This is a genomic window from Pseudomonas sp. NPDC089407, from assembly GCF_044900445.1.
In the GTDB taxonomy this organism is placed as follows: domain Bacteria; phylum Pseudomonadota; class Gammaproteobacteria; order Pseudomonadales; family Pseudomonadaceae; genus Aquipseudomonas.
In genome coordinates this window covers 18,395-42,119 of sequence record NZ_JBJDNB010000023.1, presented here as the reverse complement: position 1 = coordinate 42,119, position 23,725 = coordinate 18,395, and the positions used below count along the sequence as shown (strand labels likewise).

Sequence of the window (23,725 nt, the reverse complement as noted above, 5' to 3'; positions counted from 1 at the left end):
AACCGGGGCAAACGGGACCCGGCAGACCCGAAGGTCTCCCACGCACAGCCACCATAAACAGGATATGCGGGCACAAAAAAAGCGCCTGCAATCGAGATGGGGGCGCCTGTGCGCCGTTTGCTGATCGGGTCGCCAAACCCGGTCGCTGAATTGGCAGCGACAGCCAAACGATAGCGGCGCACACTTGACTTTGCAACCCTCGGTTGGGTCGCGGTGTGAATCGGCATGGCTCAACCCTTCCTGTTGGTGAGGAAGGCATCTACAGCTTCAGCATCCCAGCGCAGGACACGACCAGCGCGGATAGGTACGGGAAAGTTGTCGGTTTTGGTCCAACGCCAGAACGTCGTACGGCTGATCTGGTACAGGGTGCATAGCTGTTCGGTGGTGGCGCGGATACCAGCACGCGGAACATTCGGAACTGGTGCATTGTCAATGGCGGGTGTCATCGTCGATTTCTCTAAGCGCTATGAAAAACCGAGACGGTGGAGCACGGGTGGATGGCAGATGTTGCATGGCCCTCCCACTCGCAATACAGTTCCGGCTGGGCTTACGACCCAAGTCGAAATCTCTGCAACCGCTTCACCTCTCGGAACGTGTACTGGTTTTTCCATGTACGCAGGAGGGCGCTGATATCGCCTTCATCTGATAAGCCCCGGTACGGCAAATACCGGGGTTTCTTTTGCCTGCAGTACACACAAATCCACGAAATCACTCCGGTCAGCACCGTCTAATTCGGGTGTTTCAGAGCTGTTCGTGGAGGTCATCCAGTAATCGAATGGTATCTACGGTTTCTCATTTAAAACAATGCGCATAGAGCGCAGAAAAGCCGGTCAAGCAGCTGATTTAGAAGGGTTTTAGCTTTCTGGTTATCACTCTGAGGGATATGCACGGATATGTGGGCCACATATCCATTAACCGAGGCGAACTTACCGTTCGTCGGATTTTTTTGAGCGACGGGTTAACAGCACCACATTGGCAGGTGAATCGCCGTTGACCAGGCCATCTAAGTACCTACCCCACTGCTCCAGGGCCGCGCGCTTCTCCGGCAGGTAGCTATAACGATCGTAGTGCTTTGCCTGCACTCCACTGCGGCCATGTGATAGCAGCCAAGCCCGCACCTCAGCGCCGACGCCCAGGTGTGCCAGGAGTGATTCAGCCGTCACGCGGACATTCTTCCAGGTGAACGCACGGGACTTACCAGCTGCCGAAAGTGATCGACCTGCATCGATAAACATGGCCGAGACAGTATTTGGATTAGCAGACTTCCCGAGCGTCAGTGAGAAAGGCCCAGGGCCAATGCGGTCATCTAGCAGCGGCTCGAGGATCTGGCCGATTCGCTCGGTGATCGGTAGCAAATGCTCCCACGCTTGGAGCTTGCGCCCTTTCCCGTCCATAAGGCACAGCGTTTCGTCTGTGACAGACTCCCATGGCACAGTGCATAGCTGGGTGAGACGTTGACCACCCAGGTAGATGGCTGCCTTGGCGATCGCCGCGTGCCTGACGGGCAGTGTGTCGAGGTGCCTCAGAAGGGCTCCCAACTCATCAGGTGTGAGCGACTCGGTGTCACCAGCCCCAGTGCCTTGAGTGACAGGAATATCTCTCACTGGGTTGGAGCGGATCGAAAAGACCTTGCCCTCATTGGCTATCCGCTCAGGAGCAAGGTGGGCTTTTGCAGCATGGCTGAAGGCGGCTTGCAGGTAGCGGCGTAGCTTGTCACACGTCGTGCGCATGCCGTTGGCCGATGTCCCCGCAGCCTTATGGCCAATCCCCCGCCCCTTAGGTTTACGACCCAGCACGCCTGCCAAGATGAGTTGTATATCCTCTGGTTCGATGTCGGCAGCCACACGGTCTACCAGCCCCGGATGGTAGTCCTTCACATGCAGTCGAAACATGTTGTCGATTTCCTTGGCGCTTACCCTGCCCTCTGCCACCATTTTGCTCACGTAGCTATCCAGCAGATCACCAAAGGTGCCGCGCCGCGCCAAAGCCTCCGCCTGGCGCTGTAGCCGAAGCCTTTCCACCTCCATCGCCGCGCTATGCTCTGCCAGGTGTTCCAGGTATTTTCCAATACCGCCTGCGGCCCCAACCTCGCCAGCCAGGCGCATAGCATCTGACCTCAGCTCATCTAATGTTCGCTCGCCTGTTCCTGGCCGGGGCTTGCGGGCTAGCGTGCCAAGCGGCAGACGCTGATCGCTGGTGGGCGTTCTCTCACGGTAGTAGGCGTTAATGGCACCGGATGCCTTGCGCTCCAGGAGCAACGTTCCTTTGCCTCGCGAACCGACTGGTTCCGACTTCCTGGTCTTGACCGCATGAGCTTCCAGGTCGGTCAATCTTGCACGTTTTGCCATTGCCTTCCCCGTTCCTTCCCCGTTTCGGACGAAAAACTAGGGTACTGACTGAAACGCCGGAAAACAAAGGAACGTGGAAACTAGCTGTTTTTACTGGATTTTATGGAATAGCTGGAACGGCAAGCGACACCGAGAAACGCCACCTTAGCTCGCTCATAATCCTTTGGTCCACGGTTCGAGTCCGTGTGGGCCCACCAGAAAACTCAAAGGCCTACGTTGCAAAACGTAGGCCTTTGTCATTTCCGGGTCAGTACTCGCCATGCTCACTCGGGGGCAGCCCCACTTGCCGGGCAATCCACTCCTCCGGCACGGGCAACAGACTCGATGATCTTTGCCGTGAAGTATTTGATCGAGGGCGACTGCAGGAGACGCGATGCGCGGATCTGGCCGTGGCTGTTCAAGACCATTGCGGAAGGCAGGATGTGCTTTTCGAAGAGAAGCAGTAGATCGAGCCACTTGTACGGCGTACCGCGTAGGCAGCCGTAGTAGAAGTTGTAGCCGTCGACATAGATACGAGTGCGCAGAGGCTCAGCATCAAGCTTTCCCTGCATTTTCCGCACTCCAGAAACGAAAAAACCGGCTTAAGCCGGCTTTTTCCCCCTCCAACCAGATGGTCATGCCACGCCGGTCGTGAGGGTTAGTTGTTATCGGCAGTATTGCGCAAAGGGAGAGCTGATGCAAGGCAGGCTGGCATCCTCATCCACCGAGGCACAACGTTTTTAAGGGGGCTATTCTCTGCTTGGCAGTCGCGACTTATACAGCAGTAAATCGTCAGATTCTGTGAGCGGGCACCGCACCCATTGCCCTCTGACACGCCTCCCATCTCGCCATGGCCAAAGCAACCGATTTCGGCACGGGTTTCTCGCCACGTAGGTAATCGGACAGCTTGCGGCTGCTCACGCCCATTTGCTCGGCTGCCCGGGCCAACGAAAGCTCATGCCGCGCCATCCAGTTCCAGATCAGTTCGTGGGAACAATCACCTGTCTGCTCTAACGCTCGTGCATGCAGGTTGTCCGCAGCAAGCTCCAGATTGTCGTCGCCTGCCCAGATGACCGTATCTTTCCAGGCACCAATCGCAGCCGTAGCAAAAACCTTGGGATCGGCCAGCGGCCTCAGCGCTGCGTGTTTCTCGATGACTTCGTCAATAACGACGGTGTATTGCTGACCTTCCGCAAAGGTGAGTAGCAAGGTGCTCGGGGCCGATGCAACGACTTCGATCAACTGAAAATGATGGGTGGCCATGGGTTCGGCTCCGATCTCCGCCTCAGGAGCGGAACATTCTCGACCCTACAACGGCCAAGTCCGCAGGGATTAATCTTTAGATTTTGTGAGCCTTTCCTCGCCCGTCGGCCGCATCTCCACCTGCCGCGGGTTGTAGAAAGTCATCCCAGCCGCAATATCCCGCGTAACCAGCGACATCGCGCCAATCACCACGCCATCACCAATGTCGATACGGTCGGCAACGATGCAGCTGTTGGCGCCGATGCTCACGTTGTCGCCGATGCGCAGGGCGTAGTCCTCCAGCCCCAAGGTCTTGATGCCTATCGAGCAATTCTGGCGGATGAAGAAGTTGCGCCCTATGCTCACGTGCCGGGTAATCACCACCCCCGGCAGATGGGCGATGCGCAGGCCGGGGGCGATCTGGGCGCCGATGTCGATGTCTACGGCGTACTTGAGGTTGAGGCGCTGCTGCATGCGCCGGGCGTGGCGCCGGGCCAGGCCGCCGCGGGCGTCGAGGTACTGGGCCAGGCGGTAGGTGAAGAGGAAGCGTAGTTTGTTGTCTTTACGTGCGCGGCGCAGCACGTTGAACAGCAGGCCGATGCGGCGTCCAGGCCTTTTCTTGTTGGAGACTTCCAGTCGCCAGCATTCGAGCAGGTGGTCGAGGTTCACGCTGAGGTTCTCGTTGGACTAGCGTTTCATCATGCCGAACGCAAAGCCATCGGGCCAGCGCGGTCGTTGTAGGAGCGGCCTTGTGTCGCGAAAGGACCGCAAAGCGGCACCGGCAACCTTTGCGTCAACGCTGAAATCCTGGGGCTGCTCTGCAGCCCTTTCGCGACACAAGGCCGCTCCTACAAGGGACCGCGTCGGCAGGGGCCAGGGTGACTGGCCTTGCCCTGATCGGCACTGGCTGGCTAGGCTAGCGGGCCAACTGTAGAGACTCGTCATGTCGGATTCCCGCTCCATCACGCTGGATGAAATCGATCGCCAGCTGATCGCCCTGCTGCAGATCAACGCCCGCGAAAGCATCGCCACCCTCGCCCGCCAGCTGGGCATCGCCCGCACCACGGTCAACTCGCGCCTGGAGCGGCTGGAGAAGAACAAGGTCATCTCCGGCTATGGCGTGCGCCTGGGCCAGAGTGTAATCGGCGGCGGGCTGCAGGCGTATGTGGGGATCAAGGTGCAGCCGCGCTCCGGCAAAGAGGTGGTGAGGCGCCTGAGTGCCATGGGGCAGGTGCAGCAATTGTGCGCAGTGAGCGGCGAGTTCGACTATGTGGCCTGGCTGCGTACGGACTCACCCGAACAGCTGGACCAGCTGCTCGACCAGATCGGCAGTGTCGACGGGGTGGAGAAGACCACCACATCGATCATTCTCAGCAACAAGGTGGACCGCGGGCAGCCACTCTGAGCGGGCTGGCGGTCAGGCCTCCTGGCCGTCGAGCAGGCCCTCCAGGATTGCCGAAAGGCTTTCGGCGGAGTGCTGCATCGACCACACGATGTCACGGCTGCGCTCGGGGGCGTGGTGTTGGGCGTAGTCGGTGGCAATCTGGTTGAGGCCACGGGCCAAAAGGCAGGCGTGGACCAGGGCGTCGGCGGCGTCGATGCCGGGGCGGATGGCGAAGAGCGGTGGGTGGCTGGATTCGCAGTTGCAGAAGGGCTTTTCGGCGGTGGCTTTGAGTTTTTCGGGTTGGTCGGGCAAGCGGTCGGTCATGGTATAGCCTCCACATCACAGGGGTGATTGGCGGCCAATCGCATCCTTCTCACGGGAATTGGGTGGCAGCCATGCGCGAGGTGAGAACCGGCGAACTTGGAGGCGCGTACCCGGCCAGGCAAAGCCTGCCCGCGCACAGCTACCATAGCAGTGCGCCTCCAGAAAGATCAGCGGGTTCTCACGCCCGATCGCCGAATTTGCGGCGACCCGGTGAAGTTAAAGGTGAAATGATTCCCGCGATGCCAGACCGAGGCTATAGCGGGCGTAGGGTAATTCTTTATTTCAAGGCATGGGTGTAGGAACTGTCTGATCAGCCCTGCCTAAAGCTCGCTAATGTCAGGCCGACAGATCGCATGAAGGCCACAAAGCGCCTGCCTTGCGATTTGCAGCGCCTATGAGATCGAGCGCCGCCCGCGCGGCGCTTCGCGGGGCAAGCCCGCTCCCACATCTGTTTCGGGCCAGTTTCTCCTGCTTCCTGCGCACTCGCTCCTGGGTGCATGGCTGGAGATTGAAAAATGAGCAACGATGTCCCCTTCGATATCGAATGGAACAAACAAGGCGGGCAGAGGGGACCTGACAGGATTAACTGGTCCGAAACAGATGTGGGAGCGGGCTTGCCCCGCGAAGCGCCGCGCGGGCGGCGCTCGATCTCATCGGCAGCACAGATCCGAGCAGGAACCAGGATTGCTGGCAACCCGGGTTACATCCCGCAACGCAGTAGCACTCAGATAACCCGCCAACGTGTAAAGGCTGGAAAGCGAACGGATTGACAGACCTCGCCTCCCTCACCAAACTATACGCAGGTTACGTACAAAAAATGGAAGCAGTCTTTGTTGAACTCCCCCCGTTCGAACGTCACCGAGCTAGCTATCTAAATGACCAGGATTTTCGTCTCTTACAGCTGCTCTTGATGAAGGATCCCTTCGCCGGGGATGCAATCAAGGGCACCGGTGGTCTTAGAAAACTGAGGTTCGCTGACACCCAACGCCACAAGGGCAAGCGAAGTGGGATCCGGGTCATCTACTACTTTTGGCTTCCCGGCTATCAATTCTGGTTGTTCACGGTGTACGGCAAAGACGTCCAGGATGACCTGACCGATTCCCAGCGAAAAACGCTGAAAACGATGCTAGAACGCGAATACCTGTTGAGGACAAACCATGCCCCGCAACCTGTTCACTGAACTCACAGAAGGCTTCGACGCCCTGGCCGAAGAACGCCAAGGCAAAAAAACCCTACGTTCGCACAAAGCCAGCCTCACCGAGCTGGCCCCGTTGGCCCCCAACGAGCTGCTGGAGCTGCGCCAGCGTCTCAACATGTCTAGGGCGCTGTTCGCAAACCATCTCCGAACCAATGCCAGAACGCTGGAAAACTGGGAGCAAGGCCGTTCCAGGCCCAATGCGCAAGCAGTCGCGCTGATTCGTCTGGTGCAGAAGTACCCTGAGACGGTGGAACATTTGGCGTCTTTGGCGTGATTCGTCAAAATTAATCAATAAGCACTCAGTACGACGAACAAAGCGACATTCAGACAACACTCTGCACCTTAATTACGAACACCCCACTCCCTAAAATGACCCCCAGGCATCTCCTATACTCAGGCTCCGCTCCCCGCGCAGCCTCTCTGGCAAGGTCACTTCATGAACAAAAAAAACCGCCACCCCGCCGACGGTAAAAAGCCAATCACCATCTTCGGCCCGGACTTCCCGTTCGCCTTCGACGACTGGCTGGAACACCCGGCAGGCCTGGGCAGCATCCCTGCTGAGCGCCATGGTGAAGAAGTGGCCATTGTGGGTGCCGGTATCGCCGGCCTGGTGGCGGCCTACGAGTTGATGAAACTGGGCCTCAAACCGGTGGTGTACGAGGCCTCCAAGCTGGGTGGCCGGCTGCGTTCGCAAGCCTTCAACGGCACCGACGGGATCGTCGCCGAACTGGGTGGCATGCGCTTCCCGGTGTCGTCCACCGCCTTCTATCACTACGTCGACAAGCTGGGCCTGGAGACCAAACCCTTCCCCAACCCGCTGACCCCGGCTTCGGGCAGTACAGTGATCGACCTGGAAGGCCAGACCTACTACGCCGAAAAAGCCACCGACCTGCCCCAGTTGTTCCACGAGGTGGCCGACGCCTGGGCCGACGCATTGGAAAGTGGCGCCCAGTTTGCCGACATCCAGCAAGCCATCCGCGACCGTGACGTGCCACGCCTTAAAGAGCTGTGGAACAAGCTGGTCCCGCTGTGGGACGACCGCACTTTCTACGACTTCGTCGCCACCTCGCGCTCGTTCGCCAAGCTGAGCTTCCAGCACCGCGAAGTGTTCGGCCAGGTCGGCTTCGGCACCGGCGGTTGGGACTCGGATTTTCCCAACTCAATGCTGGAGATTTTCCGTGTGGTAATGACCAACTGTGACGATCACCAGCACTTGGTGGTGGGCGGTGTGGAGCAGGTACCGCAAGGCATCTGGCGCCATGTACCGGAGCGCTGCGTACACTGGCCTGAAGGCACATCGCTGAGCGCACTGCATGGCGGCGCGCCGCGCAGTGGCGTGAAGCGCATCGCCCGGGCTGCCGACGGCCGCCTGGCGGTGACCGACAACTGGGGCGACACCCGGCACTACAGCGCCGTGCTTGCCACGTGCCAGACCTGGCTGCTGACCACCCAGATCGACTGCGAAGAATCGCTGTTCTCGCAGAAGATGTGGATGGCACTGGACCGCACCCGCTACATGCAGTCGTCGAAGACTTTCGTCATGGTCGACCGCCCGTTCTGGAAAGACAAAGATCCGGAAACCGGCCGTGACCTGCTGAGCATGACCCTCACCGACCGCCTCACCCGCGGCACTTACCTGTTCGACAACGGCAACGACAAGCCCGGGGTGGTCTGCTTGTCCTATTCGTGGATGAGCGACGCACTGAAGATGCTGCCGCACCCGGTGGAAAAGCGCGTGCAGCTGGCCCTGGATGCGTTGAAGAAGATCTACCCGAAAACCGATATTGCCGGGCACATCATCGGCGACCCGATCACCGTATCGTGGGAAGCCGACCCATACTTCCTGGGAGCGTTCAAAGGCGCCCTGCCAGGCCATTACCGCTACAACCAACGCATGTATGCGCATTTCATGCAGCAGGACATGCCCGCCGAACAGCGCGGTATTTTTATCGCCGGTGACGACGTGTCGTGGACCCCGGCCTGGGTGGAAGGCGCGGTGCAGACCTCGCTGAATGCGGTGTGGGGTATCATGAACCACTTCGGTGGCCGTACCCACGCAGACAACCCAGGCCCAGGCGACGTGTTCGATGAAATCGGCCCGATCGCCCTGGCTGACTGACACAAGGAGGCGCCATGCGCATTGCTCTGTTCCAGGGTGAACCCAAACCACTGGACGTGCCCGGCAACCTGCAACGGCTGCGCCAGCAGGCGCAACTGGCGGCTGAACGCGGCGCCCGGTTGCTGGTGTGCCCGGAAATGTTCCTGACCGGCTACAACATCGGCCTGGCCCAGGTCGAACGGCTGGCCGAGGCCGCCGACGGCCCTTCGGCCATGGCGGTGGTGGAAATCGCCCAGGCACACCGCATTGCCATCGTCTATGGCTACCCGGAGCGCGGTGATGAGGGGGCGATCTACAACAGTGTGCAGTTGATCGATGCGCATGGCCGCAGCCTCAGCAACTACCGCAAGACCCATTTGTTCGGCGAGCTGGACCGTTCGATGTTCAGCCCTGGCCTCGACCACTTCCCGGTGGTGGAACTGGACGGCTGGAAGGTCGGCCTGCTGATCTGCTACGACATCGAGTTCCCGGAGAATGCACGGCGCCTGGCGCTGGATGGCGCCGAGCTGATCCTGGTGCCGACGGCGAACATGACCCCTTACGACTTCATCTGCCAGGTGACGGTGCGAGCGCGGGCGCAGGAGAACCAGTGCTACCTGGTGTATGCCAACTACTGCGGCGCGGAAGACGAGATACAGTATTGCGGGCAGAGCAGCATCATCGGCCCGGATGGCAGCCTGCTGGCCATGGCCGGGCGGGATGAGTGCCAGTTGCTGGCGGAGCTTGAGCATGAGCGGGTGGTGCAGGGGCGCTTGGCCTTCCCTTATCTGGACGATTTGCGCCAGGAGTTGCATTTGCGTAAAGGCTGACAAGGGCCGCTTTGCGGCCCATTCGCAGGCAAGCCAGCTCCCACATCGACCGCATAACCCTCAAACCCTGTGGAGTACCTGTGGGAGCTGGCTTGCCGGCGATAGGGCCGGGCCTGCAACCAAATGGGTTAGCATGGAAAGCAGCAACCGGAGCCCCCATGCCTGACGCCACCCGCCACCTCACCCTCGCCAACGGCCTGCAGCTGACCCTGCGCCACGCCCCGCGCCTGAAACGCTCGGCGGCCGCACTGCGGGTACACGCGGGCAGCCACGATGCCCCCGCCAAATGGCCCGGCCTGGCGCACTTCCTCGAACACCTGTTCTTCCTCGGCACCCCGCGCTTCCCGCTGGCCGACGGCCTGATGCGCTACGTGCAGGCCCTCGGCGGCCAAGTCAACGCCAGCACCCGCGAACGTGCCACCGACTTCTTCTTTGAAGTCCCGCCCAACACCTTGGGCGGGGGCCTGGAGCGCCTGTGCCAGATGCTCGCCGAACCGGACTTGGGCATCGAACGGCAACGCCCCGAACGCGAAGTCATCCACGCCGAGTTCATCGCCTGGTCGCGCAACCCGCAGGCTCAGCAGCAGTTCGCCTTGCTGCAGTCGGTGGCACCCGGCCATCCGCTGGGCGCTTTTCACGCTGGCAACCGATACACCCTGGCCCTGCGGGACCCGGCCTTCCAGCAAGCGCTTGGCAGTTTTCACCAACGCTTCTACCAAGGCGGCCAGATCACCCTGAGCTTGTGCGGCCCGCAGACGCTGGATGAACTGGAACATCTTGGCCGACAGCATGCCGGGCTGTTCACTGCAGGCGAGCGGGTGCCGCAAATGCTGCCGCCGCCACTGTCAGTAACGGATACTGCCCTCGCCTTTATTCACGAGCACCTCCCGAGAGGTGCCGAGCAGGCACTGGAGCTGCTGATCACCTGCCTCGACGACAGCCGCCCGGGTACCTGGCTGGGCGCGCTTCGTGAGCGTGGCTGGCTACAAGGTTTCAAAGCCGAAACGCTGTATGCATTCGCTGGGCAGCTGCTGTGGCACCTCGACCTTGAACTTACTGCCAACGCCGCCCCGGACGAAGCCACCGTCTTGCTGCACGGCTGGTTCAGCTTCATCCGCCAAGCCGACCCCGAGCAGTTGAATCACCCCTTCGGGCTGCTGCAGCTCAGCCGCGAACGTAATGCCAGCGCACTGGAGCTGGCCCGTCGGGATAGCACGGGCCTGCCATTCGCCAAGCTGGATACCCAGGGTTTGCAGGCGTTTGCCAGCCTGCTGGAAGGCCTGCCATGCAGCCCTCTCGGCCAATGGCAGCTACCCCCGGTCGACCCACTGCTGATGGCCGAACTGCCCGCTGTCACGGCACAGCCTCTGCCGCCAGCACTGAAGATCAGCGATCAGCTCCCTGCGGCCCGCCAATACGCGGCGCTCTACCTGCGCTGGCATGTGCCCTCGCCTGTGCGCCAACAGCTGCAACGCGTGCTCGAACAAGCCCTTGCCCCCCTGCAGGCGCGCTGTGAACGCGCCTCGGTGCAACTGCAGTTCACCAGCGCCGGTGAATACTGGCAGTTGCGCTGCGCCGGGCTACCGGCAGCAGTGCTGCGCGCCGTTGAACAGGCCTTGGCGTTGATGCTCAGGCCACCCGCCAGTTGCTGGCTACCCTGCGCGACACAGCCCGCGGCCCTGATCCCCATCCGCGCCTTGCTCAAGCTACTGCCAGACGCGCTACAGGGTAGCCAGCCCGCAGCAGTACCGGCCTGCACGCTGGAACAGCGTCAACTCGACAACCTGTGGCAACAGGCAAGCTGGCATGGCCTGGCCGCAGGCTTCGACAACGCTGCGCTGGGCGCATTGGGCAATGTTTTACAGCACTGCTCCGGACAAGCCGCGCGGCCAAACCCTGCGCCCACCTGGGCGAGCCGGCGCTGGCAACACGCAGAAGCGCCGGGCAGCGAACACGCTCTGCTGCTGTTCTGCCCACTACCAGCGGCCAACGAAGCCACCGGGCGCCTGCTCGCCCAGTTGCTGCAAGGGCCGGTTTACCAGCGGCTGCGGGTCGAGCTACAACTGGGCTACGCCGTGTTCAGCGCCTTTCGTCAGGTCGAGGGGGTGGGCGGGCTGCTGTTCGGCGTGCAATCCCCGCACACCAGCCAGCTATACGTTCTTGATCACTTGCGCACGCTGCTAGAGCAGGGCGTCACCCTCGACCCGGCCGCTCGCCAGGCCTTGGCTGAACAATTCGACGAGGCCGCCATGGCCAATGCCGACGTCGCCGAATGGGCGTGGCAGACACACCTGGCTACACAACCCGGCCGGCTGGATGCCTTGCGCAGGTCTATCCTGAAAACGCGGCAGACGGATCTGGACGAGTTGGTGGACAAGCTGCTCGACAAGGGCTCCACCTGGCTATGCCTGGCCAACGCTGCCGCGCCAGACACTTCCTGGCAGGGAACACGTTCATGATTGTTACGCCAACTGCAACGGCGCTTTTCGAATAATTAACCTTTCGGTACAAAATTTTCTTGTAAGATAGCGCAATCCCAGTTCCGGGAACCTCCTGCGCATGGCGGTACCCAAGTAGTAGCTGAGCAACCCCAAACCCATCCGGAAGGAGTAATCCCATGTGGACCAAACCTGCATACACTGATCTGCGTATCGGCTTCGAAGTCACCATGTACTTCGCTAACCGCTAAGCCCGGCTTACGGTTCCACGCCTCGGCCCGCCGGGGCGTTTTCGTTTTTCAGATACCGATTGCGCACAGCAAAGAGAGTGGCCATGTACATTCAGGTTCTCGGCTCCGCCGCCGGTGGCGGCTTCCCGCAGTGGAACTGCAACTGCGTCAACTGCAAGGGCCTGCGTGACGGCACCCTGCGGGCCACGGCGCGTACCCAGTCGTCCATCGCCCTGTCCGACGACGGCGTGCACTGGGTGCTGTGCAACGCCTCGCCCGACATCCGCGCCCAACTGCAGGCCTTTGCGCCCATGCAGCCAGCCCGGGCCCTGCGCGACACCGGCATCAACGCCATCATTCTGCTCGACAGCCAGATCGACCACACCACCGGCCTGCTCAGCCTGCGCGAAGGCTGCCCGCACCGGGTGTGGTGCACCGACATGGTCCACCAGGACCTGACCACCGGCTTCCCGCTGTTCAACATGCTCAGCCACTGGAACGGTGGCCTGCAGTGGAACCGCATCGAGCTGGAAGGCAGCTTCGTGATCGACGCCTGCCCCAATCTCACGTTCACCCCGTTCCCGCTGCGCAGCGCCGCCCCGCCCTACTCGCCGCACCGCTTCGACCCGCACCCGGGCGATAACCTGGGCCTGTTGGTCGAGGACACCCGCACCGGCGGCAAGCTGTTCTACGCCCCGGGCCTGGGCCAGGTCGATGAAAAGCTGCTGGCGATGATGCACGGCGCCGACTGCCTGCTGGTCGACGGCACCCTGTGGGAAGACGACGAAATGCAGCGCCGTGGCGTCGGCACCCGCACCGGCCGCGAAATGGGCCACCTGGCGCAGAACGGCCCTGGTGGCATGTTGGAAGTGCTCGACGGCTTCCCGCACCAGCGCAAGGTGCTTATCCACATCAACAACACCAACCCGATCCTCGACGAAGACTCGCCCGAGCGCGCTGAAGTGCTGCGCCGCGGGGTGGAAGTGGCCTTTGATGGCATGAGTATCGAGTTGTAACGACGAGATCGCACAAGCAGCACAGCCCCTGTGGGAGCGGGTTCACCCGCAAAGAATCCAACACAGTGCATGGCACCGGCTCCGCCGGTGTTCGCGGGTAAACCCGCTCCCACAGGGATCGAGTCGAGAGTCAGTTTTACAGGAGCCAGCCGAATGAGCGACGCACTGCCAATGTCCCCTGCCGAATTCGAGCAGGCCCTGCGCGCCAAGGGCGCCTACTACCACATCCATCACCCGTACCATGTGGCGATGTACCAGGGTCGCGCCAGCCGTGAGCAGATCCAGGGCTGGGTGGCCAACCGTTTCTACTACCAGGTCAACATCCCGATGAAGGATGCCGCGATCCTGGCCAACTGCCCCGACCGCGAAGTACGCCGCGAGTGGATACAGCGCCTGCTCGACCACGACGGCGCCCCCGGCGAAGACGGTGGTATCGAAGCCTGGCTGCGCCTGGGCCAGGCCGTGGGCCTGGACCCCGACCAATTGCGCTCGCAAGAACTGGTACTGCCCGGCGTGCGCTTTGCCGTGGACGCCTACGTCAACTTCGCCCGCCGCGCCAGTTGGCAGGAAGCCGCCAGCAGCTCGCTGACCGAGCTGTTCGCCCCGCAAATCCACCAGTCGCGCCTGGACAGCTGGCCGCAGCACTACCCGTGGATCGACCCGGCTGGCTACGAGTACTTCCGCACCCGCCTGGGCCAGGCCCGGCGTGACGTGGAACACGGCCTGGCAATTACCCTGCAGCACTACACCACCCGTGAAGGGCAGGAGCGTATGCTGGAGATACTGCAGTTCAAGCTGGATATCCTCTGGAGCATGCTCGACGCCATGAGCATGGCCTACGAGCTGAACCGCCCGCCTTATCACTCCGTCACCCAGGACCGGGTATGGCACAAGGGGATCACCCTATGAGTTTCGACCGTAACCAGGTGCCAAGCTGGCGCCCCGGCTACCGCTTCCAGTACGAGCCGGCGCAGAAGAGCCATGTGTTGCTGTACCCCGAAGGCATGATCAAGCTCAACGACAGCGCCAGCCTGATCGGCGGCCTGATCGACGGCCAGCGTGACGTGGCCGCAATCATCAGCGAACTCGAACAGCAATTCCCCGGCGTCCCGCAAGTCGCCGAGGACATCGAGCAGTTCATGGAGGTGGCCCGTGCCGAACACTGGATCGTCCTCGCCTGAGCTGCCGCCCACGCCCGAGGTCGGCCTGCCGCTGTGGCTGCTGGCCGAGCTGACCTACCGCTGCCCGCTGCAGTGTCCGTACTGCTCCAACCCGCTGGACTTCGCTGCCCAGGGCCAGGAGTTGAGCACCGAACAGTGGTTCAAGGTAATGGCAGAAGCGCGGGAGATGGGCGCCGCGCAAATCGGCTTTTCCGGCGGGGAGCCGCTGGTGCGCCAGGACTTGGCCGAGCTGATCGGCGAGGCCCGCCGCCTGGGTTACTACACCAACCTGATCACCTCGGGCATCGGCCTGACCGAAGCGCGCATTGCCGACTTCAAGAAGGCCGGCCTGGACCATATCCAGATCAGCTTCCAGGCCAGCGACGAGCAGGTAAACAACCTGCTGGCCGGTTCGAAAAAGGCCTTTGCGCAAAAGCTGGAAATGGCCCGCGCAGTGAAAGCCCACGGCTACCCGATGGTGCTCAACTTCGTTACCCACCGGCACAACATCGACAAGATCGACCGCATCATCGAGCTGTGCATTGCCCTGGAAGCAGACTTCGTCGAGCTTGCCACCTGCCAGTTCTATGGCTGGGCGCACCTTAACCGCCTGGGCCTGTTGCCCACGCGCGCGCAGTTGGAGCGCGCCGAACGGATCACCAACGAGTACCGCGACAAGCTCAAGGCCGAGGGCAACCCGTGCAAGCTGATCTTCGTCACCCCCGACTATTACGAAGAGCGCCCCAAGGCCTGCATGAATGGCTGGGGCAACCTGTTCCTCACCATCACCCCGGACGGCACCGCACTGCCCTGCCATGGTGCGCGCCAGCTGCCGGTACAGTTCCCCAATGTGCGCGACCACGACCTGCACCACATCTGGTATGAGTCGTTTGGCTTCAACCGCTTCCGTGGTTATGAATGGATGCGCGAACCGTGCCGCTCCTGCGACGAGAAGGAAAAGGACTTCGGTGGCTGTCGCTGCCAGGCCTTCATGTTGACCGGCGATGCCAGCAACGCCGACCCGGTGTGCGCCAAATCGGCCGAACACGGCATCATCCTCAAAGCCCGCGAGGAGGCGCAAAGCGCCCAGCTCGCCATTGAACAGATGACCTTCCGCAATGAACGAAACTCCCGTGTCATCGCCCGCGGCTGAATTCAGCGCGGCCCAGGCGGTCGCCGCCGGCACCGACTTTGCCGAACTCAAGGTCAGTGCCGACGGGCTGTTCTGGCTGGAATTTCGCCCGGCCGATGGCGCTTGCCGCATCTGGCACTGGCTGCACTACCAGGCCCGCTGCCTGACTGCGGATGGCTTCAGCGTGCGCAGCCGGGTCTACGAGTATGGCGGTGGCAGCTTCTGCCTGGGTGGCGACGGGCTGGTGTTCGTCAACGAAAAGGACCAGCAGGTCTACACCCAGCCGCTGGACGACGTACTGCCGCGTGCACTGACCCACGATGCCAGCTGCCGCTACGGCGATGTGCAATGGCATGACGGCCAGGTGCTGGCCGTCGAAGAACACCATGCCGAGCAGGTCGAACACCGCCTGGTCGCCTTGCGCGAGGGCAGCCGCGAAGTCATCGCTGAGGGCGCTGATTTTTACGCGGCGCCGACGGTGAGTGCCGATGGCAAGCGCCTGGCCTGGATTGAGTGGGACCGCCCGGCACAGCCTTGGACCGTGACCCGGTTGATGCACCGCACGCGCGAAGCCAATGGCGACTGGGGGCCGGCGCAGTGTGTGGCGGGTGCTGACGAGTCGCTGCAGCAACCGCGCTTCGACGCTGAGGGCCGGCTGTATTGCCTGTCTGATCGCAAGGGCTTCTGGCAGCCCTGGGGCGAAATCGATGGCCACTGGCGAGCGTTGCCCGCCGCGACCGCGGACCACGCCGCTGCGCCTTGGCAACTGGGCACCTGCACCTGGTTGCCGCTGGGGCCGCAAAGCTACCTGGCCAGCTGGTTCGTGGACGGCTTCGGCCAGCTTGGGCTGCGTGGCAGCGATGGCCGCATGGAGCGTTTCGGCAGTGCCTATACGCGCTTTCGTAACCTGGCCATGGATGACGACCACCTGTACGCCATCGCCGCCTCGCCCATCAGCCCGCCGTCGGTGATTGCCATCGACCGCAGCAACCACGAGGTGCGTGTACTGGCCGGTGGTGCCGAAGTGTTGCCTGCCGGGCAGGTCAGCCTGCCGCAGTCGATCCGCTATGGCCGTGACGGCGAGCAGGCCCATGGGTTCTTCTACCCGGCAGCACACGCCAAAGCCGCTGCACCGCTGGTGGTTTTCATCCACGGTGGGCCGACCTCGGCCTGTTACCCCGTGCTCGACCCGCGCATCCAGTACTGGACCCAGCGCGGCTTTGCCGTGGCCGACCTGAACTACCGGGGCAGCACCGGCTATGGCCGGGCATACCGCCAGGCCCTGCACCTGCATTGGGGTGAGAGCGACGTGGCCGATGCCTGCGGCGCCGTTGAATACCTGGCGGCGCAGGGCCTGGTCGACCCGCGCAAGGCGTTCATTCGCGGTGGCAGCGCGGGGGGCTACACCACCCTGTGTGCCTTGGCTTTCCATGACGTATTCCGCGCCGGTGCCAGCCTGTACGGGGTGAGCGACCCGGTTGCGCTGGGGCGCGCCACGCACAAGTTTGAAGGCGATTATCTGGACTGGCTGATTGGTGACCCGCAGCAGGATGCCGAGCGTTATCGACAACGCACACCGCTGCTGCATGCAGGGCAGATCAAGGTGCCGGTGATCTTCTTCCAGGGCGAACTGGATGCGGTAGTGGTGCCGGAGCAGACGCGGTCGATGCTGGCGGCGTTAAAGGCTAACGGGATCGAGGCTGAAGGGCACTTCTATGCGGGGGAGCGGCATGGGTTCCGCAAGGCGGAGCATCTGGCGCATGCGCTGGAAGAAGAGTGGAAGTTTTATTGCCGGGTGTTGAGGGGCTGACCCAGGGGGCTGCTTCGCAGCCCAATCGCCGGCAAGCCAGCTCCCACAGGTACTGCACAGGCATTGAATACTGCGCAATCGTGTGGGAGCCCGCTTGCCGGCGATGAGGCGCTGACAGGCTAACGCTTGGCGATGATGTACACCGCATGCACGATCCCCGGAATGTACCCCAGCAAAGTCAGCAAGATATTCAGCCAGAACGCCCCGCCAAACCCTACCTGCAGGAACACCCCCAGCGGCGGCAGGATGATGGCGATGATGATGCGGATAAAGTCCATGCGTATGTCTCCTGAAGGGGTTAAATCAAAGACTCGCCGCCCACCGCAGAGGTTCCACAGCCCAAAAAAAACGCCCCAGGCCGAATGAAACAGGCCAGGGGCGATGCGCAGGAACGCCAGACGGTTCGTAGAATTCTTTAACGTGCCACTTAAGCCGGCACTTCGCGGCGGGCCTGCTGCTGGGCATGCAGGCGGGCAAAGGCGCGCGCCAGGCGCAGCAGCATTTCGTCGATGTTGCCCTTGCTCACGGTCAGTGCCGGCGAGAAGCGCACCACATCCGCTTGCGGCGCGTTCAGCAGCAGGCCTTCGTGCAGGGCCGCCGCCACCAGCTCGCGGGCCAGGTTTTCCTTCAGTTGCAGCGCCCATAGCAGGCCTTGCCCGCGTACTTCCCCCTGGCCATAGCGCCCGGCCAAGCGGCTGAGGCCTTCGCGCAGGTGGCGGCCGTGGTCTTGCACCTGGGCGAAGAACCCAGCCTCCTGCACGGTATCCAGTACGGCCAGGCCCGCAGCACACATTAGCGCGTTGCCGTGGTGGCTCCCTTCCAGCTCGCCAGGTTCGGCGCAGCACGCCGTCCCGCGGGCCAACAAGGCGGCCAGGGGCACGCCGCCGCCCAGGCCCTTGCCCAGGGTGATGATGTCGGCACGCACGCCATAGGTCTCTTCGGCCAGCAGCGCACCACAACGGCCAATACCGGTCTGCACCTCGTCGAGGATCAACAATATGCCCAGTTCGCGGCAGAGCGTTTCCACGCCCTTGAGGTATTCCTGGGTAGCCGGGATTACCCCGGCCTCACCCTGGATCGGCTCGAGCATGATCGCCACCGTGCGCGAATCGACCTCGGCGTGCAGCGCCGCCAGGTCATTGAACGGCACCTTGCTGAAGCCCGGCAGGCCGGGCTCGCAGCGGTTGCATGGCAACGGGTCGGACGCCGACAGCGCACCCAGGCTGCGGCCGTGGCAGGCCTGGCTGGCGGTGATGATGTGATAGGCGCCGTTGCGGTGCAGCTGGCCCCATTTACGCGCCAACTTGATCGCCCCTTCGCAGGCCTCGGCACCGCTGTTGAGCAGGTAGGCCTGGTCGCTGCCAGTGCTCTGGCACAGGCGGTTGACCAGGGCCAGCAGGCCGCGGCTATGGAAGCCCGCGCCCGGGTTGATCAGCGCCTGGGCCTGGTTACCCAGTGCCTTTACCAGCACGCTGGGGCTATGCCCCAGGCTGTTGACTGCACCACCCTGTGTGAAGTCCAGGTAGGCATGCCCTTCGCTGTCCCACAACCACGAACCCTGACCACGCACGAAGACCTGCGCCGCGCGTTCGGCGCTTGGCATCAGGCAATCACGCGACAGCTCGGCGGCTGGCGGCACCATCATTGGCGCCCGCTTAGGCTCGGCGGCCGCAGCAGGGGCCGAGCGGCGCAGGTTGAACAGGTTCATCAGGGCTCCAGCCAATGCACGGTAAGGGGCGGGCACGGGGCGGTCTTGGTGCCGCCACTCGATATTTTGCCTTGCCTATCAAAAGTGTTTTTCATCCGGGGTAACAATCGGCCGATTGATCGCTGTAACCCATTGGAATACGGCGATAGACTAGGCTTCACGAAGGGTTACGACCATTTCGTTTTTCCAGCATTTTCGATAAGTGTTACTTATGGATTTCCGCCAACTGCGTTATTTCGTCGCGGTGTACGAAGAGGGCCACGTCGGCCGCGCCGCCGAGCGCCTGTCGCTGTCTCAGCCGGCGCTTTCCCAGCAGATTCGCCAGCTGGAACACAGCCTCGACCTGAGCCTGTTCGAACGCAGCAACAAGCGCCTTCTGCCTACTCTGGCGGCGCACACTCTGTACAACCATGCGTTGCCGTTGCTTGACGGCCTGCAGCGTGCCCACGAGGCCATGCGCAACTTCAAGGGCCAGTCACTGCGCACCTTGGCCATCGGGGTGTTGCAGACCGTGCGGCCAAGCCTGGTGCCGCAGCTGCTGGAACGGCTGCGCAAGGCACAGCCGCACCTTGTGGTTCAGATATACGAGTTGTCGGGGTTGGAGATCGAACGGCGCTTGCTCAACGGCAGTCTGGACATCGGCATCAGCTACCTGCCGCCGCGTCAGCCAGGGCTGCATGGCCTGCTGCTGTACGAAGACGAACTGCAACTGGTGATCCCCGATACCCACCCGCTGAAGGATTTCAAGAAGGTATCCATCCGCCAGGCCGCTGAATTGCCCATGCTGATGCTGGGCGAGGAGTTCCAGATTCGCCAGATCTGGCAGGCGCAACTGGCCAGCCAAGGGCGGCGGCCGCAGGTACAGGCAGAAATGAACAACATGGCGGGGATTCTCGACAGCCTGGCGCACACGGCGCTGGCGACCATTTTGCCGGGCCGGGCCAAGGAAGCGGCAGAGGATGACCAAGGGCTGCTGTGGAAGCCGCTGAGCGAGCCACGGGTGCCGCTGAAGGTTGGCCTGGTGTTCCGCGATGCACAGCGCCAGCAGGCCTCGGTGGAGCTGCTGCGCACGCTGCTGGAGGAAGAAACGGACGCCCGCCTGCTGGGGGCATCGCCGCTGGATGTGCTGGGCTGAAAAAACACGCGCACAAAGAAAACCCCGCCGAAGCGGGGTTTTCCAGACTGTTTCCCTGTGACATCCGTATCGCCCCGCCGTCCTGGCAGGTGGTCCTTCGTCGCCGTCCTTAGTCTGTCCTTTGCGCTTCCTGCGCAACGTCCATGTGGTAAAGATTAACCGTGGATCCAATCTGAGAACAGTGGTGAAAAGTCACCACGTCGTGTAGGAAAAAGCTTACACCGGGGATTGGGGCCTCTTTGCGGCCCATCGCGACACAAGGCCGCTCCTACGGGGGACCGCATCACCTTTACGGCTTGCGCTGTACCTGTGTAGGAGCGGCCTTGCGTCGCGATGGGCTGCAAAGCGGTCACCATAAATCCTCAGAACTGCTCAGCCTCCAGCAGGTACAGCGACTCACTCCCCGCCTTCACCGAAGCCACCAGCGAATCCACCCGTGGCAGCAACCGCGCAAAGTAGAACCGCGCCGTGCCCAGCTTGCCGGAATAGAACGCCTCATCCCCCTCGCCCGCCTGCGCCGCACGCGCCATGAGCGCCCACATATAGCCATAGGCGACATAACCAAAGGCATGCAGGTACTCGACCGAAGCCGCGCCAATTTCATTCGGGTTGCCCTTGGCCTGTTGCAGCACCCACTCGGTCAGCCCGTCAAGCTGGTCGAGCGCAGCGCCCAGCGGCCTGGCAAACGCATTCAGCTCGCTGCCCGCATTGGCAACGAACTGGCGAATCTCATCAGAGAACAGCTTGTAGTAGGCCCCGCCGCTGGCCACCACCTTGCGCCCCATCAGGTCGAGGGCCTGGATACCGTTGGTGCCTTCGTAGATCTGGGTGATGCGTACATCACGCACCAGTTGCTCCTGGCCCCACTCACGGATGTAACCATGCCCGCCGAACACCTGCTGGCCATGCACGGTGCATTCCAGGCCCAGGTCAGTGAGGAAGGCCTTGGCCACCGGTGTCAGCAGCGCCACCAGTTCTTCGCTGCGTTTGCGCACGCTGGCGTCTTCGCTGTACTTGGCACTGTCCAGCTGCATGGCAACGTAGGTAGAGAAGGCGCGGCCACCTTCGATGAGGGCCTTCATGGTCAACAGCATGCGGCGCACGTCCGGGTGGACAATGATCGGGTCGGCAGCCTTGTCCTTGGCTTGCGGGCCGGTCGGGGCACGGCTCTGCAGGCGGTCGCGGGCGTATTCCACCGCGTTCTGGTACGAGCGTTCGGCCGAAGCCAAGCCCTGAATGCCAACCCCCAGGCGCTCGTAGTTCATCATGGTAAACATGGCCGCCAGGCCCTTGTTCGGCTCACCGACAATGTAGCCGATGGCCTCGTCAAAGTTCATCACGCACGTGGCCGAAGCCTGGATGCCCATCTTATGCTCGATAGAACCGCAGGTAGCCGGGTTGCGCGCGCCCAGGCTGCCATCGTCGTTCACCAGGAATTTCGGCACCAGGAACAGCGAAATGCCTTTCGGCCCCGCCGGCGCATCCGGCAGCTTGGCCAGCACCAGGTGGATGATGTTTTCGGTGAGGTCATGCTCGCCGCCAGTGATGAAGATCTTGGTCCCGCTGACCTTATAGCTGCCGTCGGCCTGTGGCTCGGCCTTGGTGCGGATAATGCCCAGGTCGGTGCCGGCGTGCGGCTCGGTCAGGCACATGGAGCCGGCCCACACACCGGCGTACATGTTCGACAGGTACTTTTCCTTCAGCGCTTCGCTGGCGTGGGCGTTTATCGACAGGCAGGCGCCGGCGGTCAGCATCGGGTACAGGCCGAAAGCCAGGCTGGAGGCGTTGACCATTTCCTCGACCTGGGCCGAGATGGCCTTGGGCATGCCCATGCCGCCGAACAGCGGGTCGCCGCCCACGCCTACCCAGCCGCCTTCGGCGTAGGTGTTGTAGGCCTCGATGAAACCGGCCGGCGTGCGTACTGCGCCATTGTCCCAGTGGCAGCCTTCTTCATCGGCCGCGCGGCTGAGCGGTGCGATGGTCTTGGCGGTAACCTTGCCGGCTTCCTCCAGCACAGCCATGGCTGTGTCGGCGTCGACAACTTCGGCCAGCGCGGGCAACTGCGCCCACTGCTCGGCCACGTTGAAGACTTCATTCAGTACGAAGCGCATGTCGCGCAGGGGCGCTTTATAGTCAGCCATGACAACCTCTCGCTAGTCGGGTCGGGGCGGTCTCGGGGAACCGCGACACTGGGGTTGCATGCAGTGTAACCGAACAACTTTTACGAGACATAGGGTCATCACTTGACCGTAGAGTCTTCGCCGGTCACGCCATGCGAACAGCACCGCGTTGCGGTTGTTGCCCATGCACCATGACACAATTGCGCCCTGCACCTTTGGCGCTGTACAGCGCCTGGTCGGCGGATTTCAGCACCGCTTCGGGGTTGCGATGATCGACCTGGCGCTCGGCCACCCCAATACTGATGGTGACCGACACTGTGCCGCCGCTGCTGCCCGCGCGGCGTTGCCGCCCGGCGGTATCGTCCTGCGGGCGGTTGGGCTGATCGCGCAGGTGCATCACGTAGTTGGCGATCACCTCACGCACGGCCTCCACGTGCGGCACGCACTCTTCGGCAGTCTTGCCGGCAAACACCAGCGCAAACTCCTCGCCACCATAACGGTAGGCGCGGCCACCACCGGTGACCTTGGACAAGCGGCTGGCAACCAGGCGCAGCACCTGGTCGCCAACGTCATGGCCGTGGGTGTCGTTGAATTTCTTGAAGTGGTCGACGTCGGTCATGGCGATCACATAGTTGCGCCCCAGGCGCTGCATGCGCTCGTTCAACGCACGACGCCCCGGCAAGCCGGTCAGCTCGTCACGGAAGGCCATCTGGTAGGCCTCGTGCGCCACGGCTGCGGCAATCATCAGCATCACCTGGCTGCACATGATGTTCAGGGTGAACGGCAAGATGAAGGTCTGCGGCAGCATCCAGAAAAGCCCCAGCAGGCCGATCAGCTGCGCTGCGTGCAACGGCCGCGGGGCACGCAGGTATTGCACCACCAGCAGGATAAACACCACGAGGAACAGCGGGTACACCATCTGGATCAGGCTCATCCACTGGCCATGCAAGGCCGGCCAGCGAATCTCCGCCAGCCACGTCAGCAGCGCTTCGGGGTAGCTTTGCTCCAGGGCTATGGCCACGCTGGCCACGGCGAACAGCACAGCGCCGCGGGCGACCAGGTCCTGCAGCAGGTGGGTACGCTCCTGCCAGGCACCATACAGGCCGAACAACGCAGGCAGCAGCAGGCACACCAGGTGGAAGATCACCGCCGCGTCCTCACGCACGCGGCCATGATCGCGGTAGAAATCGGTCTGGGTATCGAGCAAGTAGTAGGCGATGTACACCGTGAGCATCAGGAACAGCTCACGCTGGCGGCGGTAGACCGCGCAGTAGGCGCCGCCAAGCAGCAGAACCAAGGTAGGCAGGACATTGAACAGCGATGTGAAGAAGACACTAAGGTCTCTTACATAAGCTGCGGCGAGCCCTGCCAGCAACAAGAACAGCGAAGGCAGGAAGTGGCTTGCGCGTACAGCGTTAAGACGAAACAAGGGTATCTCCAACCCGGCAGACCAATAGTGGCATTGTGCCCTTACTTCATCGGCAGCGCACATGAACAGTTGAATATCAGTTCAGACGCGATCCTTTATAGGAGCGGCCTTGTGTCGCGATCGGGCTGCGAAGCGGCCCCAGAT

Annotated in this window: 22 protein-coding genes and 1 pseudogene; 13 read left to right on the top strand and 10 right to left on the bottom strand. The window is 62.3% G+C overall.

All coding sequences use genetic code 11. The features are described 5' to 3' along the window. Positions 1-230: 230 nt before the first annotated feature. The 5 genes and pseudogenes from ACI2KG_RS18170 to ACI2KG_RS18150 form a co-directional block, all read right to left on the bottom strand. Positions 231-446, bottom strand: a complete 216-nt coding sequence (locus ACI2KG_RS18170) for an AlpA family transcriptional regulator (RefSeq protein WP_238739081.1) — start codon at positions 444-446, stop codon at positions 231-233. Positions 447-926: 480 nt separating this feature from the next. Next, entirely contained in the window at positions 927-2,348 is a 1,422-nt protein-coding gene (locus ACI2KG_RS18165; RefSeq protein WP_404662823.1) for a tyrosine-type recombinase/integrase, read from the bottom strand. A 302-nt stretch (positions 2,349-2,650) separates the two neighbouring features. Next, positions 2,651-2,899: pseudogene (nicB, locus tag ACI2KG_RS18160) on the bottom strand (6-hydroxy-3-succinoylpyridine 3-monooxygenase); the annotation flags it as partial. 220 nt (positions 2,900-3,119) lie between these two features. Beyond that, entirely contained in the window at positions 3,120-3,590 is a 471-nt protein-coding gene (locus ACI2KG_RS18155) for a helix-turn-helix domain-containing protein (protein ID WP_404662822.1), read from the bottom strand. A 69-nt stretch (positions 3,591-3,659) separates the two neighbouring features. After that, positions 3,660-4,238, bottom strand: coding sequence for a serine acetyltransferase (locus tag ACI2KG_RS18150; RefSeq protein WP_404662821.1), 579 nt, complete (start codon positions 4,236-4,238; stop codon positions 3,660-3,662). A 274-nt stretch (positions 4,239-4,512) separates the two neighbouring features. On the opposite strand from ACI2KG_RS18150, the gene ACI2KG_RS18145 reads away from it, so the two are divergent. After that, positions 4,513-4,974, top strand: coding sequence for an Lrp/AsnC family transcriptional regulator (locus ACI2KG_RS18145; protein WP_404662820.1), 462 nt, complete (start codon positions 4,513-4,515; stop codon positions 4,972-4,974). Between the two features lie 12 nt (positions 4,975-4,986). Here the strand turns inward: ACI2KG_RS18145 and ACI2KG_RS18140 are convergent, their stop codons facing one another. Then, positions 4,987-5,277 (bottom strand): hypothetical protein, encoded by a 291-nt coding sequence (locus ACI2KG_RS18140; RefSeq protein ID WP_404662819.1) that lies wholly within the window; start codon positions 5,275-5,277, stop codon positions 4,987-4,989. 817 nt (positions 5,278-6,094) lie between these two features. Between ACI2KG_RS18140 and ACI2KG_RS18135 the strand changes: the two genes are divergently transcribed. From ACI2KG_RS18135 to ACI2KG_RS18085, 11 genes are all read left to right on the top strand, one after another. Continuing rightward, positions 6,095-6,457: a toxin gene (locus ACI2KG_RS18135; RefSeq protein ID WP_404662861.1), complete on the top strand. Its 363-nt coding sequence runs from the start codon at positions 6,095-6,097 to the stop codon at positions 6,455-6,457. Beyond that, on the top strand, positions 6,435-6,749 hold the full coding sequence (locus ACI2KG_RS18130) for a helix-turn-helix domain-containing protein (protein ID WP_404662818.1): 315 nt from the start codon (positions 6,435-6,437) through the stop codon (positions 6,747-6,749). Before ACI2KG_RS18135 ends, ACI2KG_RS18130 begins: the two co-directional genes overlap by 23 nt. A gap of 162 nt (positions 6,750-6,911) precedes the next feature. Further along, complete coding sequence (locus ACI2KG_RS18125; RefSeq protein WP_404662817.1) at positions 6,912-8,594, top strand: flavin monoamine oxidase family protein; 1,683 nt, start codon at positions 6,912-6,914, stop codon at positions 8,592-8,594. A 14-nt stretch (positions 8,595-8,608) separates the two neighbouring features. Continuing rightward, positions 8,609-9,403 (top strand): carbon-nitrogen hydrolase family protein, encoded by a 795-nt coding sequence (locus ACI2KG_RS18120; protein ID WP_404662816.1) that lies wholly within the window; start codon positions 8,609-8,611, stop codon positions 9,401-9,403. A gap of 158 nt (positions 9,404-9,561) precedes the next feature. Further along, entirely contained in the window at positions 9,562-11,862 is a 2,301-nt protein-coding gene (gene pqqF / locus ACI2KG_RS18115) for a pyrroloquinoline quinone biosynthesis protein PqqF (RefSeq protein ID WP_404662815.1), read from the top strand. A 158-nt stretch (positions 11,863-12,020) separates the two neighbouring features. Continuing rightward, positions 12,021-12,092, top strand: a complete 72-nt coding sequence (pqqA, locus tag ACI2KG_RS18110; protein ID WP_003243383.1) for a pyrroloquinoline quinone precursor peptide PqqA — start codon at positions 12,021-12,023, stop codon at positions 12,090-12,092. 83 nt (positions 12,093-12,175) lie between these two features. After that, positions 12,176-13,087 carry a pyrroloquinoline quinone biosynthesis protein PqqB gene (pqqB, locus tag ACI2KG_RS18105; protein ID WP_400616992.1) on the top strand — a complete coding sequence of 304 codons (912 nt, stop codon included), beginning with the start codon at positions 12,176-12,178 and terminating at the stop codon, positions 13,085-13,087. Positions 13,088-13,240: 153 nt separating this feature from the next. After that, entirely contained in the window at positions 13,241-13,996 is a 756-nt protein-coding gene (pqqC, locus tag ACI2KG_RS18100) for a pyrroloquinoline-quinone synthase PqqC (protein WP_201206345.1), read from the top strand. Further along, positions 13,993-14,268 carry a pyrroloquinoline quinone biosynthesis peptide chaperone PqqD gene (gene pqqD, locus ACI2KG_RS18095; protein ID WP_404662814.1) on the top strand — a complete coding sequence of 92 codons (276 nt, stop codon included), beginning with the start codon at positions 13,993-13,995 and terminating at the stop codon, positions 14,266-14,268. The genes pqqC and pqqD overlap by 4 nt, the downstream gene beginning before the upstream one ends. Then, a complete protein-coding gene (gene pqqE, locus ACI2KG_RS18090; RefSeq protein WP_404662813.1) occupies positions 14,240-15,400 on the top strand; it encodes a pyrroloquinoline quinone biosynthesis protein PqqE in 1,161 nt (386 codons plus the stop codon). The genes pqqD and pqqE overlap by 29 nt, the downstream gene beginning before the upstream one ends. Beyond that, entirely contained in the window at positions 15,366-17,189 is a 1,824-nt protein-coding gene (locus ACI2KG_RS18085) for a prolyl oligopeptidase family serine peptidase (RefSeq protein ID WP_404662812.1), read from the top strand. Before pqqE ends, ACI2KG_RS18085 begins: the two co-directional genes overlap by 35 nt. 119 nt (positions 17,190-17,308) lie before the next feature. Here the strand turns inward: ACI2KG_RS18085 and ACI2KG_RS18080 are convergent, their stop codons facing one another. Both ACI2KG_RS18080 and ACI2KG_RS18075 read right to left on the bottom strand, forming a co-directional pair. Next, positions 17,309-17,467 (bottom strand): YqaE/Pmp3 family membrane protein, encoded by a 159-nt coding sequence (locus ACI2KG_RS18080; protein WP_009681539.1) that lies wholly within the window; start codon positions 17,465-17,467, stop codon positions 17,309-17,311. Positions 17,468-17,616: 149 nt separating this feature from the next. Continuing rightward, positions 17,617-18,897, bottom strand: a complete 1,281-nt coding sequence (locus tag ACI2KG_RS18075) for an aspartate aminotransferase family protein (protein WP_404662811.1) — start codon at positions 18,895-18,897, stop codon at positions 17,617-17,619. 211 nt (positions 18,898-19,108) lie between these two features. Here ACI2KG_RS18075 and ACI2KG_RS18070 point away from each other — a divergent pair, with 211 nt between their 5' ends. Further along, on the top strand, positions 19,109-20,032 hold the full coding sequence (locus tag ACI2KG_RS18070) for a LysR family transcriptional regulator (protein ID WP_201206354.1): 924 nt from the start codon (positions 19,109-19,111) through the stop codon (positions 20,030-20,032). Positions 20,033-20,394: 362 nt separating this feature from the next. Here ACI2KG_RS18070 and ACI2KG_RS18065 read toward each other — a convergent pair whose 3' ends face one another. Beyond that, complete coding sequence (locus ACI2KG_RS18065) at positions 20,395-22,173, bottom strand: acyl-CoA dehydrogenase C-terminal domain-containing protein (protein WP_404662810.1); 1,779 nt, start codon at positions 22,171-22,173, stop codon at positions 20,395-20,397. A 124-nt stretch (positions 22,174-22,297) separates the two neighbouring features. Continuing rightward, positions 22,298-23,581: a diguanylate cyclase gene (locus tag ACI2KG_RS18060; protein ID WP_404662809.1), complete on the bottom strand. Its 1,284-nt coding sequence runs from the start codon at positions 23,579-23,581 to the stop codon at positions 22,298-22,300. Positions 23,582-23,725: the final 144 nt, after the last annotated feature.

Bases quoted from the DNA above. Each gene is read 5' to 3' on its own strand.
- ACI2KG_RS18080 (WP_009681539.1), bottom strand. From the start codon at position 17,467: ATGGACTTTATCCGCATCATCATCGCCATCATCCTGCCGCCGCTGGGG.
- pqqC (WP_201206345.1), top strand. From the start codon at position 13,241: ATGAGCGACGCACTGCCAATGTCCCCTGCCGAATTCGAGCAGGCCCTG.
- ACI2KG_RS18070 (WP_201206354.1), top strand. From the start codon at position 19,109: ATGGATTTCCGCCAACTGCGTTATTTCGTCGCGGTGTACGAAGAGGGC.
- ACI2KG_RS18075 (WP_404662811.1), bottom strand. From the start codon at position 18,897: ATGAACCTGTTCAACCTGCGCCGCTCGGCCCCTGCTGCGGCCGCCGAG.
- pqqF (WP_404662815.1), top strand. From the start codon at position 9,562: ATGCCTGACGCCACCCGCCACCTCACCCTCGCCAACGGCCTGCAGCTG.
- pqqB (WP_400616992.1), top strand. From the start codon at position 12,176: ATGTACATTCAGGTTCTCGGCTCCGCCGCCGGTGGCGGCTTCCCGCAG.
- ACI2KG_RS18165 (WP_404662823.1), bottom strand. From the start codon at position 2,348: ATGGCAAAACGTGCAAGATTGACCGACCTGGAAGCTCATGCGGTCAAG.
- ACI2KG_RS18135 (WP_404662861.1), top strand. From the start codon at position 6,095: ATGGAAGCAGTCTTTGTTGAACTCCCCCCGTTCGAACGTCACCGAGCT.
- ACI2KG_RS18170 (WP_238739081.1), bottom strand. From the start codon at position 446: ATGACACCCGCCATTGACAATGCACCAGTTCCGAATGTTCCGCGTGCT.
- pqqD (WP_404662814.1), top strand. From the start codon at position 13,993: ATGAGTTTCGACCGTAACCAGGTGCCAAGCTGGCGCCCCGGCTACCGC.
- ACI2KG_RS18125 (WP_404662817.1), top strand. From the start codon at position 6,912: ATGAACAAAAAAAACCGCCACCCCGCCGACGGTAAAAAGCCAATCACC.
- ACI2KG_RS18085 (WP_404662812.1), top strand. From the start codon at position 15,366: ATGAACGAAACTCCCGTGTCATCGCCCGCGGCTGAATTCAGCGCGGCC.
- ACI2KG_RS18140 (WP_404662819.1), bottom strand. From the start codon at position 5,277: ATGACCGACCGCTTGCCCGACCAACCCGAAAAACTCAAAGCCACCGCC.
- ACI2KG_RS18145 (WP_404662820.1), top strand. From the start codon at position 4,513: ATGTCGGATTCCCGCTCCATCACGCTGGATGAAATCGATCGCCAGCTG.
- ACI2KG_RS18065 (WP_404662810.1), bottom strand. From the start codon at position 22,173: ATGGCTGACTATAAAGCGCCCCTGCGCGACATGCGCTTCGTACTGAAT.
- ACI2KG_RS18130 (WP_404662818.1), top strand. From the start codon at position 6,435: ATGCCCCGCAACCTGTTCACTGAACTCACAGAAGGCTTCGACGCCCTG.
- ACI2KG_RS18120 (WP_404662816.1), top strand. From the start codon at position 8,609: ATGCGCATTGCTCTGTTCCAGGGTGAACCCAAACCACTGGACGTGCCC.
- ACI2KG_RS18155 (WP_404662822.1), bottom strand. From the start codon at position 3,590: ATGGCCACCCATCATTTTCAGTTGATCGAAGTCGTTGCATCGGCCCCG.